This window comes from Thiorhodococcus minor, assembly GCF_010820565.1.
In the GTDB taxonomy this organism is placed as follows: Bacteria; Pseudomonadota; Gammaproteobacteria; order Chromatiales; family Chromatiaceae; genus Thiorhodococcus; species Thiorhodococcus minor.
Genome location: NZ_JAAIJQ010000123.1, coordinates 1 through 11641 on the forward strand (window position 1 = coordinate 1; position 11641 = coordinate 11641).

Below are 11641 nucleotides of genomic sequence, written 5' to 3' on the forward strand. Positions count from 1 at the left end.
TGAACAAACGGCCCCTCGCAACCGAGGGCATGAGGTTACATTCTAAGCGCCACGCCGCCGCATGGGCTTTCTCCGCGCAGCGGCTTCGTCCAACCTGTGCTTGGTCAGGGTCAGGCGGTGGCTGCGAACGAGCGGCGATTGAGGCCTTGCGGCGGATTTGGGTTAGCCCAGCGCACCAGGCCAAGCAGGCAGGGGTAATCCCGAAGCCATGGCGGGCGGAGGAGACGGATCAAGCGCCCTCTGACAACGACATCAGTCACCGACAGGATGCACAATTAAAGGGGTCAGGTTCGATTTGTTTCTGCTATACTCTTTTGCATGCCACGCCGCCCCCGCCTGCACATCGCCGACTACCCGCATCACATCATCCAGCGCGGTCATAACCGTGCGGCCTGCTTCTTTGCCGAGGAAGACTACCAGACCTACCGCCACTGGCTCGGCGAGGCGCTGGCAAAAACCGGCGCTGCACTCCATGCCTATGTCTTGATGACCAACCATGTCCATCTGCTGATCACGCCCAAAGCGGCGGAGGACATTCCCCGGTTGGTCATGGCCATCGGGCGGCGCTATGTGCAGACCATCAACAAGACCTACCGACGCACCGGCACCCTGTGGGATAGTCGCTACAAGTCCTCGCTGATCCAAACCGATACTTATCTGCTACGCTGCCAGCGCTATATTGAGCTGAACCCAGTGCGCGCTGACATGGTGCGCGACCCAGGGGAGTATCCTTGGAGCAGCTACCAGGCCAATGGGCTGGGCGCGAGCGATCCGTTGCTTTCGCCGCATACCTTGTATCGAGAACTGGGCGCATCGCCCGAGGCTCGGCAAGCGGCCTATCGGGAACTGTTCCGCACCGGGCTGGACGAGGCGGCACTCTCGGAGCTGCGCCTGGCCATTCAACAATCCCAGCCCATCGGCAGTGAGCGATTCCTGCAACAGATCGAGCAGATGACCGGCCAGCGGCGCGAGGCACGCCCGCGCGGGCGACCGCGCTTGGAGCCAGACGGGCCGGTCGTGTTGCCGGGGCAGATGGAGTTGGGGCTTTAGCGCGTTGCGCGCTGAAATCCCTGTGACTTGTGCGATGCGCGGGGTGAGTCACGCTTGAAACCCTTAGTTTATGTTGAAACCTCGGTCATCTCATATCTGACGGCGCGACCGAGCCGGGATGTGGTGACGGCCGCGCGTCAGGTCTGGACGCGCGATTGGTGGGATCGAGCTGATCAATACTGGGCACGGGCCATTTCTGAGCTGGTGATCGACGAAGCTTCAAAAGGTGACCCTGTAGCGGCACGACGTCGGCTGGATGTCGTTCGAAGCATCGATATTCTCCGAATCACCCCTGACTGCGAGCGGCTTGCGCAACAGATCATCGAAGCGGGTGCGCTGCCAGCAACGGAACCAGAGGATGCGCTGCATGTTGCGCTGGCCAGCCATCACGGCGCTCGCTATCTTTTGAGCTGGAACTTTGCTCATCTTGTTGGCCCGGAGCAAAAATCCCGTCTGCTCGACACGCTCGTTTCATTTGGCCAGACACCGGCCTTGCTGACAACACCCGAAGAACTGCTCGAAGGCATCCGATGACATTACCAGCCAAAACCCAAACCCAACCCATGAGAGCGCCCGATCCAATTCTTGCTGAGCTTTGGGAGGTGAAGCGGCAGTTGAATGAGGCCGCCGGCTATCGTGTCGCAGAGCGGGCGCGGATGGCTCATGAAGCCACATTGCAGGTCGAAGCGCGCTGGCATGAATCGAATTCCGGGGACAGTGCGGCCTGGCAAGGCCGCGTGTTCTAGCGGGTGAGAGTCCCGCCTGGGTAATCGTGAGCCGCGAGCCCAGTATCGAGCCTTGCGGCGTGACTGGTAACAGGCGCGTCGATGCGTAGGCACGAAAGCAGGCGAGGTGCAAAGGTAACGGGTGATGCCGACCCTAAAGGTGTAGAGCCCCGAAAAGAATCTGTCGGGAGTGCCGACGGGTTTGTCCCTCCGGCAGGCAACAGCGCGTGTCGCGTCATGGTCAGCGGCACGGGTACTCCCCGGGGTCCGAGGCCGTGTCGAGCCTGACATTGAGAGCACGTGGTAACCAGGGAGATCCACGCATCGGTCCGTTGGATGCGGGCACCCGTGAACAAGTGTAAAAGCGAGGACACGGGCGGTGGTGCGTGGAAGTCGGAGCCACCCATACGAGCGTTGACGCCCGGTAACGCGGGCCGAGCAAAGGGGTGGCGGCTCGAGATAACGCGAGAGTGAAACACGGCCCTACACCGTGAGGACTTTGCCCGTGACAACCATGCTCGCGCGTGTCACGCAGTCGGCGTGCCCGCCTTTGGGCGATGCGCGGAAAGCTCGGCGCCGAAGAAAGACAGGGTCAGGTCTCACATTGCAAATCTCGCCAAGCTAGTCGAGTCTCTGGGGAAGTCCTTAACCAGCAAGCCCGGGAGGTCAGTGTATGGCCAGACCGCTGCGCATTGAGTTCGCCGGTGCGCTTTACCATGTCACGGCGCGGGGCAACGAGCGGCGCAGCATTTTCTCGGCAACCTCGACGACGGCCGCAGGGCGTTTCTCGAGATCCTGACGTCGACCTGCGAGCGCTTCCGCTGGATCTGTCATGCCTGCTGCCTGATGACCAACCACTACCACCTGGTGGTGGAGACGCCGGAGGCCAATCTGTCCGGGCGGCCAACCCCCTGATTCCTTGGCGACTCATCATCGCGACGCGCAACCGGCTGATTCATGGCTACCTCGGTATCGATGACGATACCATCTGGAGCATTCTCCAGGATGATTTGCCCGAGCTGTTGAGCGCATTGCGTGAATTTCGCGCAAGGCTTGCGCGGCAGAGCCATGAGCGATGAGCAGCCATGCGCAGGATCATTCTAGATGTCCCGGACGAGCCCCTGCTGTCGCTGCACCTTTCAACAGATGCCGCGGCGACTGAGATCCGCTTGGCCGCGGCCATGAAGCTCTATGAGCTGGGCCGGTTGTCCTCCGACGGTGCGGCCCGACTCGCGGGTGTCCCGCGCACGGTCTTTCCGAGCCGTCTGGCGGATTACGGGGGCGCGACCTTCGTGCTGTCCGAGGACGAGATCGCGGGGCAGACGCCCCTTGGCTGAGGTCATCTGCAATACGTCTCGACGCGCTGTGCTGCGCCTGGCGGACGAGGAGACGGCTTCATGAAAGTTTTATCCTTGACTCTGCTGAACTTTCGCGGCATCGAGACCCTGCATGTCGATTTCACCCAGCGCACGACCGCCTTCGTCGGAATCAACGGGGCCGGTAAGTCGGCCTTCCTGGATGCCTTGGCGATCGGGTTGTCGCAACTGACCTGGCGTCTCGACGGACAACCGCTCAAGGCCCGCCCCATTGCACTGGACGACATTCACGAAGGCGCGGACTTCGCCCGCATCACCCTGACGGCCCAACTCAGGGGAGAAGGTCTGCAATGGTCGATCGTGACTAACCGACTCAAGGGAAGCTATCCCGATCCCTTGCGTAAGAGCGATCTCACGGCCCTGAATGCGGCGGTATCGGCACTGCATGAAGAGTGGAAGCATGTGGAGCGCGAATGGCAGGAACCCCATGACTTGCCCTTGGCGGTCTATTACGACGTGAACCGTGCCGTGCTCGATATCCCCATCCGGGTCCGCGAACAGTTTCAGGACAAGCCATCCGACGTGTATCGGGACGCGCTCGACCATGGCGGCGCCGATTTCAAGCGCTTCTTCATCTGGTTTCGCCGCCGCGAGGACATCGAGAACGAGCAGCGCCGCGACCATCCCGCCTTTCGCGATCCGGATCTGGAGACCGTGCGTACCGCCGTGGACCTGTTCACCGGCTTTCGGGATCTGCGGATCCGTCGCAAGCCACTGCGCATGACCCTGGTCAAACAGGGGTTGGAGTTGAACGTGACCCAGCTCTCCGACGGCGAACGCAACATGCTGATCCGGTTACGGCGCGGCGGGAGGATTTCCTCGGCGACTTCCTGCACGAGGCGCTGATACCACTGCTGAATCTTCCGCGGCCCGGTCGGGCACTCTGGCAAGCGGCAGCGCAGGATCTTGAGTGCCCCGGTAAAGGAGATACGCTGCGGGTCGATCTGCTGGGTTGCGGCCGCCTCCTGCATCAGCACCCGGATCAGATAATGCGCGAGCATCAAGGCATAGACCTCTTGCACGACTCCGGCGGGGGTCTGACTGCGCAGCACGGGGCGTTCGCGCTGATGGGTCTTGAGTTCGTCAAAGGTGATTTCTTCTTCCCAGCGCTCATGGTACAGGCACACCAGGGTGCGGGCCGGGTCCAAGTCGGCATCGAGCAGGGTGGTCAGCAACCGATGAGGCTCCGCCTTGCCGGGACGCTGCGGGTCATCAAGCGTGTATTCGATCAGGCGCACCAGCAAGCCGTGACGATCACGGCGCCGATCAGCGGCATAGGATACAACTTGGCGAGGTAGGAGTCATCGGGCAAGTGTTGGATCGGGGTGAAGACGCGATTGGAGGTGATGCGTGCCAGCAGATGGACCTGACGCGCGCGCACGGCGCTGACGGTGGCGTGGGTGAGAAAATGCCGATCCCACAACAGCAACATATCCGGTTGCAGGAAGCGTAGCAGGGCTTGGCGCCATGGTGATTTCCGCCGAGCGCAACGACTTGATCAGCCATTTCCACATGACGTGGCTGCCGGGCTCGCGCAGCGCCAACACCCGCACCTGCGGAAAGGCCCCCGGCGCGCGGCCACTGCCGGGGCGCCCGAAGGCACGCTCGTTGGCGGGGGTGTCGGCCACGTTCAGCACAAAGCCATCGATGGCCATGGTGCGCATGCCGCGGTAGAAGGCGCCGGGCGTCTCGGGGCGACCCAGCAACGCCACGACCTGTGCGGCCAGCGCACGCAGTGGCGCCACGCCCAACCGCTTGCGCGCTTCGCACAGCGTCGAGCGCCCCGGGATGCCGCCTGGGCGAAAGACCTGCAAGCAGCGAAAAATCTGGCGATAGGCATCGCGAGAAAACAACCCAAGGGCGATCATGAACCACCCCGGTAGGCGCTGACAGTGGGTGCGATCGCGACCGGTTTGCGCCAGGGCGTCATCGACCCGGGCGCGCGGGATGATGCGTTGCAGCGCCCGCAGGCGTTCGTCCGTTGGCCATGCGGCCACCGCCGCCGTCTCCTGGTGCAGGTTGATCACCGTAGCCTCTTAATCAGGTTAAGATTTCATGAAATCGAGATTGACGCTTGGCCACGAATTCGGCAAGCCCATTGAACGGTATTGAGGCTAGGTCGGTGTTGTCTAACAGTGTGCGCCACGGTGCTAGTGCAACAGTGCAAAATCCCCGTTGCTCAAAAGACTGCGGCGGTTTTGCCATCTTACGGTGCTGTCCCGCCAGCGCCGACTTTTTTGGCTTTGTCGGCTTTCTTGATGAGTGATGTCACTGGCAGTACTATGGCGCCATGAACGCCGCCACTAAGCTACTGGAATCCATGCGCAACAACCCGCGTGACTGGCGGATCGAACAACTTCAAACTGTTGCGCGGCAGTTCGGCATGGCGGTTCGGTGCGAGGGCGGCAGTCACCATGTTTTCTCGCATGGGTTGGTGACGGATATTGTGAGCGTCCCTGCACACCGACCGATCAAACCGGTGTATGTGCGCCAATTCGTGCGGCTGGTTGATCAAGTGAAGGAGTCGCAATCATGAGCGCAATCAATGTTCCCCGCATCGTTCCGCCTTGGCCGTTCGAGGCTTACGCGCACGTCATTAGTCCACTTTCCGTCGAAGATGGTGGCGGTTTCCTGATTACTTTCCCAGACCTTCCAGGTTGCATGTCCGACGGTGAAACCGAGGCCGAGGCAGTTGAAAATGGACGCGATGCTTTTATCGCCGTTGTTTCCGCACTTGCCGACATGGGGCGCGACATTCCTGCACCTTCTTTTAGCCCGGATGATGCGGCTGCGCCAGGAGCATCCGGCAAGTTCGTCGCCCGCGTTCCGAAGTCCATTCACGCCAAGTTGACGTCGCGCGCCAAGGCAGAAGGCGTGTCGCTCAATACGCTGGTGCTGACGCTGATTGCTGAGGGGTTGGGTCGGCGGGATCGTCACGCCTAACTGTTTGGACCCTGCCGAGCGCCAGACTGAACCGCGTCGCACCGACCCGCGCATCGGCCTACTGCGCGCTGAGCTTGCAAGACGGGGTCAGCAGCCGTGACGCTTGACCTCCTGAGCCTAGCGCCAGCAAGGCTTGCGGGGAAGGCAAAAATAAGTTTGTCGCAAAAGGGGGTAGACACAGCGCGGGGGCGCGGTGGGAGAATCGAGCGTGAACCATTGCGCAGAATTGATTGACGCCGCATGCAACGCCAAGACAACGTCCTGGATGCCTTGCAGAAACGCCTCCACTCCGTCTGCCTCAATGGCCGCGAACGTCACCCCGTCACTGCCAGGGGCGCCATTGTTGGCTTGTGCCATCGCATAGGCTGCACGTAGCACGTTGGGGTGCAACCTGCCGAGCGCGCCCTGGGTCCGTACACAATACTTCCAGAGTTGATCTGGCTGGCTTGGCAACCGTCAGTACTTGATCGAGCGTGACAGACTCTGTAGATAGGTTTCGATCGGTACGGCCGTGCCGTTGTAAGGAGTCTGTGATGTCGTTTGTGCTGCCTGATGTTCCTGAAGAGGTTTTTGTTCCGGTTCGTTCCGAAATCGAGGCCATGATCACGACGGTTCGCGACGCGGCGCGCGCGGGCACGGCGGCGCATACCTTGGAGCAAGGACTGTTTCGGCAACTGCTGCGGCTCGGTCATAGCCTGTTTCAGAGCTTCTTGACCCTGAGCGGGCCGGGCGATGCCGGCGAGCGCTTGAAGCTGGAGGATGGGCGCGAAATCAAGCGTTTGGAGCCACGCTCGCGCCCGTACCGCAACCTCTTCGGCGAGTACCGCATCGAGCGCTCTGTCTATGGCCAGCGTGAAGGCCAACGGCTTGAGGCGATTCCCTATGGATGCACGGTTGCAGTTGCCCGAGCAGTGCACCTCCTATCTGCTGCAAGACTGGAACGCGCGACTGATGCAGGCGATGCCCTATGCCCAAGCCGAGCAGTTCTTGGAGAACCTCCTGGATCTGCCGCAATCGGTGCAGACGCTCGAGCGTGATCAAGCGCGTCTGAGCACACACACCGAGGCGTTTTGGGAGCAGCTGCCGGCCCCCGCCGTGCTGCCGCCCGAGGCGATTCTGGTCGATCAGGTCGACGGGAAAGGCGTTTACATGCGCCCGAACGAGACCGGCGGGGAGCGGGGCAAGAAGAAGATGGCGATCCTTGGCGCGGTCTATGGGATCGAGGCGCATGTGCGCACCCCAGCGCAGGTGCTTGAGGCCCTCTTTGCCGAGTCGCGTGCAGCGCCGAGCGTGTCGCGTCCCACGCCGTTGGACAAACACGTGCGCGCCTGCCTCAAGCGGGATGAGGCTGACACCACCGCGCCTCAGAATGAAGAGATCTTCGCCTGGATTGCCCAGCAAAATGCCCTGCGCGATCCTGATCAGAGCCACCGTACCGTGGTCCTCAGCGACGGGCAGACCTCCTTCTGGGAGGCGACCGCCACGCACCTCCCGGGCGAGCAGGTCACCGAGATCCTCGATCTGCTGCATGCCTGCGGATACGTTTGGGACGCCGCGAAGTTGCTGCATCCGAGTCAGCCACAGGCCGCCCAAGCGGCGGCGAAGGGCAACCTTGAGCGCCTCCTCAACGGCCAGGTCGGCGCCGTCATCGAGCGCCTGCGCCGAGCGGCCACCACCCTCGACGATACCCCAGCCGAGACGCTTGAGCGCATCGTGGGCTATTTCGAGACGCACCGACATCGTATGGCCTATGACCTGTATCTTGCGGAGGGCTTGCCAATCGCCACGGGTGTCATCGAAGGGGCCTGCCGCTGCCTCGTCAAAGACCGCATGGAGCGGGCTGGGATGCGTTGGGTCGTGGCCGGGGCGCAAACGATGCTGGCCCTGCGCGGCATCACAATCAGCGGGCTCTGGGAGGACTTCATCGCCGTTCATATCCGTGAAGATCTTCGTCAACTCTATGGGCCAGCCGCTGCGAATGCCGACTCATACCAACGGATCGCCGCTTGATGCGGGCGCGCTCGGCAGGTTGCACCCAGCACGTTGTTGCAGTCAGGGTCGCCGCAGTCACGTTTCCCGCATCGAAAGCAGTCGGGATAGCGTTTGACGGTTCCAGATGTGTAAGCGTCGTCCACGAGGTCGGAGTTTGCGGATACTCCTGGATGAAATTCATAGTTCTGGATGCCCTGCGCCTGAAACTGCTTTGCGACTGATAGGTGTCTGCTGCGCTGCTCAGGTAGAGTTAGGCACAGGACCCTTGGAAAGATTTGGGATGACAATATGACTCTGAGAGGCTCTCCTTCTTTCTCAATTAAAGTGCCGGGTCAGGGGTGAAATCGTGGAAGCTGCAATACTGTCGGGCTTATGGTTTGTATCTTCAGATGCCTCTCTTCAATCAGCATGTCCAAGAGCTTTTGCAGTTTCGAGGCAAAACGGGTGAGGCCTCGACATGATGTTTCATCGAAGAGTACTCTGTAACCTGTTGTAAAGCCTGCAGCAGGTGTCGCGATGGTGAAGGTCGTCAAGAGATCGGGAAGTGAGGTGACTGTCGAGGTGACGGTCAGTCTCGAGGGCAGTTTGCTGGAGATGGAAGGCGCGATCCAAGAGGCGACGAATGCGCTCGGTTGCTGCGTGAGCGAGGAGGCCCTGCGCCGTTTCGACACCGATGGCGGGCCGATCCAGGTTGGTGAGGTGAAGCTGACCGCGCGTGGACGCGACCCGAAGGCGTATCAGACGCCCTACGGCGTGGTGCGGCTCGAGCGCTATGTCTATCAGAGCTCGCGTGGTGGACGGATCTACTGCCCGCTCGAGCACGACGCGCGCATCATTCGCGGAGCCACGCCCTTGTTTGCCCGTCAAATCAGTCACAAGTACGCGCAGCTTAACGTGCGTGCGGTGCAGACGGATCTTGAGCAGAACCACGGGCGCAAGGTCGCCCGGTCCTATCTGCAGAATGTTGCCGAGTGGGTGGGCAGCATCGCCATGGCCAAGGAAGAGGATTGGGCGTATGCAATGCCGGCGCTTGAGCCCCCGATCGAGACGGTCGTGGTCAGCCTCGATGGCGCCATGATCCCGATGGCGGACAGCGAGGGCTACCGCGAAGCCATGGTCGGGACGCTCTCGTTCTACGATCCTGAGGGCGAGCGCCAGCACACCCTCTACCTCGCCGCCGCCCCGGAATACGGCAAGCACGCCTTCTATCAGCGTCTCGAGCGCGAGATCGCCCGTGCCAAGCAGCGCTACCCCGACGCCCGCTATCTGGGGATCGCCGATGGCGCAGCGAGCAATTGGGCGTTCCTCGAGCAGCATACCGAGCGCCAACTCATCGACTTCTTCCATGCCAGCGAATACGTCGGCAAGCTCGCGCAGGCGCGCTATCCACAGCGCAACGCCACCGCCAAACGCACGCAGTGGCAGCACACGCACTGCAACCTGCTCAAGCACGATCCCAACGCACTCGACCTGCTCGTTGCGGAAGCCGAGCGCCTCTCGCGCCGAGCGAGCCTCTCACAGACCCTGCGCGAGGGCGCCTACAGCGCTTGGACCTATCTCAACAACCATCGTCATCAGATGAGCTACCCCGGCTTCCTCGCCGAGGGGCTGCCGATCGGCTCGGGCGTGACGGAGGCCGCCTGCAAGACCCTGGTCAAACAGCGCCTGTGCGCCTCCGGCATGCGCTGGAAGACCACCGGCGCCAAGATCGTGCTCAGCTTACGCGCCCTGACCCAGACCGCCGGACGCTGGGCGCAGTTCTGGGAGAAGATCGATCAATTCGGAGCAGAGTGCTGCGGCTGATGACATCATTGAGAGGCCGCACCCGGCAAAACTCCAAACTTGACCATGTGTTGAATGAGGATTGGAAGATCCATCCCAATAACCATCTCCCGACATATCCACTCCGCACAAGAGAATATCACGCGCACCAAGGTTGCAAGCCACCTGCACCGCGCAACCGGAGATAGTGCCGCCGCCCCGGACAACGCCTTCTAGAGGCAGGGCAATCGCATCAACATATTAGCGGATACTATTAGACAATCCAGGCGACTGCCCTGATGATCCGCCCCTTTTGAATAAGATGATGATCCGCCCCTTTTGAATAAGATGAAAGACAGAAAGACAGGGTCAGGTCTCACATTGCACATCTCGCCAAGCTAGTCGAGTCTCTGGGGCAGGGCTGTGAAGGTCACGAAAAGTGTCGGCGCGTAACCGCTTGATTTACCGGTTGTGCGCTGCCTCGAATCCGGTGCTGACCACCGGCGCATCGCCTAGTGATCTGCGTAAAATGCTGATTTTAAAGGTTGTATTTTCGCACCTTCAAAGCACTGGTCTCTGGGGAAATCCTTAACCAGCAAGCCCGGGAGGTCAGTGTATGGCCAGACCGCTGCGCATCGAGTTCGCCGGTGCGCTTTACCATGTCACGGCGCGGGGCAACGAGCGGCGCAGCATATTTCTCGGCAACCTCGACGACGACCGCAGGGCGTTTCTCGAGATCCTGACGTCGACCTGCGAGCGCTTCCGCTGGATCTGTCATGCCTACTGCCTGATGACCAACCACTACCACCTGGTGGTGGAGACGCCGGAGGCCAATCTGTCCTTGGGGATGCGACAGCTCAATGGCGTCTATACCCAGCAGGTGAACCGGACCCATGGCCGCGCTGGCCACCTGTTCCAGGGACGTTTCAAGGGCATCCTGGTCGAACGCGACAGCTATCTGCTGGAACTGGCCCGTTATGTGGTGCTGAATCCGGTGCGGGCCGACATGGTGCGAGCGCCTGGAGACTGGCCTTGGAGCAGCTACCGAGCAACGGTCGGCGAGGCGCCGGCATTGCCCTTCTTGGAGACCGACGGGCTCTTGCGAGCATTCGCGGATGATCGAGCAGAGGCCGTTGCCGGGTACCGGCGGTTCGTCGCCGAGGGGGTTGGCGCTCCCAGCCTTTGGCGTGAGCTGAAGAGCCAGATCTATCTGGGCTCAGAGGCCTTCGTCGAGCGCACGCAGCCTGAGCCGCGCCAACCACCTGTTCCGCGATGGCGATCTCCCCGCCGCGCTGGCGATCGATGTCTGGTTGGGCCTCGACAGCGTCGACGCCGACCGCGAGCGCATCACCACCGCCGAGCCTGAGCAACGGCTGCAGTGGTCCACACGCCTCCTCGGCGCCGAGACGCCGGAGACGATGTTCCACTGGGGTGCATCAGGAGACGGGTGACGATTTTTCGGGATTGAGCAACGCGAGGAATTCTTCGGGGGTCAGAATTGGCAGGATTCCGGTTGGGAAATCGCCGACGTTGCGCGTTAGCAGATAGTCAGTGCGCGCGTGAAGTGCACTGTAGAACTGAATGGCATCCTCGAAGTCGGGAATGTTTGAGTCGATGGCCTGGTTCAGGATGCGCTGGTCCGCAGCGACGCTGGCAAAGATATCACGCATTAAGACCAGTGCCCGGCGTGCGGCGGCCGTATCGCGCGCCTTGCGAAGGGTGCAACCTGCCGAGCGCGGGCGCATCAAGCCGCGAGCGCATGGTATGAGTCGGCATTGGCGGTCGCTTGGCCAT

At 61.5% G+C, this 11641-nt stretch carries 12 protein-coding genes and 4 pseudogenes; 13 read left to right on the top strand and 3 right to left on the bottom strand.

Features of this window, described 5'->3' with window-relative positions:
- The first annotated feature begins 318 nt into the window (after window positions 1-318).
- From G3446_RS24085 to G3446_RS24115, 7 genes and pseudogenes are all read left to right on the top strand, one after another.
- A complete protein-coding gene (locus tag G3446_RS24085) occupies window positions 319-1050 on the top strand; it encodes a transposase (RefSeq protein WP_164456119.1) in 732 nt (243 codons plus the stop codon).
- A 54-nt stretch (window positions 1051-1104) separates the two neighbouring features.
- A complete protein-coding gene (locus G3446_RS24090) occupies window positions 1105-1584 on the top strand; it encodes a type II toxin-antitoxin system VapC family toxin (RefSeq protein WP_164456121.1) in 480 nt (159 codons plus the stop codon).
- Window positions 1581-1796 (top strand): hypothetical protein, encoded by a 216-nt coding sequence (locus G3446_RS24095; protein WP_164456122.1) that lies wholly within the window; start codon window positions 1581-1583, stop codon window positions 1794-1796. Before G3446_RS24090 ends, G3446_RS24095 begins: the two co-directional genes overlap by 4 nt.
- Window positions 1797-2448: 652 nt before the next feature.
- Window positions 2449-2672, top strand: a pseudogene (locus G3446_RS29305) (transposase); the annotation flags it as partial.
- Window positions 2669-2854 (top strand): annotated as a pseudogene (locus G3446_RS28410) (HepT-like ribonuclease domain-containing protein); the annotation flags it as partial. The pseudogenes G3446_RS29305 and G3446_RS28410, both read left to right, overlap by 4 nt.
- Before the next feature lie 6 nt (window positions 2855-2860).
- On the top strand, window positions 2861-3112 hold the full coding sequence (locus G3446_RS24110) for a UPF0175 family protein (protein ID WP_164456124.1): 252 nt from the start codon (window positions 2861-2863) through the stop codon (window positions 3110-3112).
- A 60-nt stretch (window positions 3113-3172) separates the two neighbouring features.
- On the top strand, window positions 3173-3997 hold the full coding sequence (locus tag G3446_RS24115; RefSeq protein ID WP_164456126.1) for an AAA family ATPase: 825 nt from the start codon (window positions 3173-3175) through the stop codon (window positions 3995-3997).
- A gap of 200 nt (window positions 3998-4197) precedes the next feature.
- On the opposite strand, the pseudogene G3446_RS29310 reads toward G3446_RS24115, so the two are convergent.
- Together G3446_RS29310 and G3446_RS24125 are read right to left on the bottom strand one after the other, a co-directional pair.
- Window positions 4198-4389 (bottom strand): annotated as a pseudogene (locus G3446_RS29310) (IS4 family transposase); the annotation flags it as partial.
- A gap of 63 nt (window positions 4390-4452) precedes the next feature.
- Window positions 4453-5178, bottom strand: coding sequence for a transposase domain-containing protein (locus G3446_RS24125; RefSeq protein ID WP_164456130.1), 726 nt, complete (start codon window positions 5176-5178; stop codon window positions 4453-4455).
- A 263-nt stretch (window positions 5179-5441) separates the two neighbouring features.
- On the opposite strand from G3446_RS24125, the gene G3446_RS24130 reads away from it, so the two are divergent.
- The 6 genes from G3446_RS24130 (at window position 5442) to G3446_RS24150 (ending at window position 11213) form a co-directional block, all read left to right on the top strand.
- Window positions 5442-5687, top strand: coding sequence for a type II toxin-antitoxin system HicA family toxin (locus G3446_RS24130; RefSeq protein WP_164456132.1), 246 nt, complete (start codon window positions 5442-5444; stop codon window positions 5685-5687).
- Window positions 5684-6094 (top strand): type II toxin-antitoxin system HicB family antitoxin, encoded by a 411-nt coding sequence (locus G3446_RS24135; protein WP_164456134.1) that lies wholly within the window; start codon window positions 5684-5686, stop codon window positions 6092-6094. Before G3446_RS24130 ends, G3446_RS24135 begins: the two co-directional genes overlap by 4 nt.
- Window positions 6095-6627: 533 nt before the next feature.
- Entirely contained in the window at window positions 6628-7131 is a 504-nt protein-coding gene (locus tag G3446_RS28415; protein WP_245232731.1) for a hypothetical protein, read from the top strand.
- Window positions 7022-8104: an ISKra4 family transposase gene (locus G3446_RS24140; RefSeq protein ID WP_245232733.1), complete on the top strand. Its 1083-nt coding sequence runs from the start codon at window positions 7022-7024 to the stop codon at window positions 8102-8104. Before G3446_RS28415 ends, G3446_RS24140 begins: the two co-directional genes overlap by 110 nt.
- 498 nt (window positions 8105-8602) lie before the next feature.
- The gene (locus tag G3446_RS24145) at window positions 8603-9889 is read left to right on the top strand and encodes an ISKra4 family transposase (protein WP_164456138.1); all 1287 of its coding nucleotides are present in this window, start codon (window positions 8603-8605) and stop codon (window positions 9887-9889) included.
- A gap of 574 nt (window positions 9890-10463) precedes the next feature.
- A complete protein-coding gene (locus G3446_RS24150; RefSeq protein ID WP_164456140.1) occupies window positions 10464-11213 on the top strand; it encodes a transposase in 750 nt (249 codons plus the stop codon).
- 70 nt (window positions 11214-11283) lie between these two features.
- Here the strand turns inward: G3446_RS24150 and G3446_RS24155 are convergent.
- Window positions 11284-11641, bottom strand: a pseudogene (locus G3446_RS24155) (hypothetical protein); the annotation flags it as partial.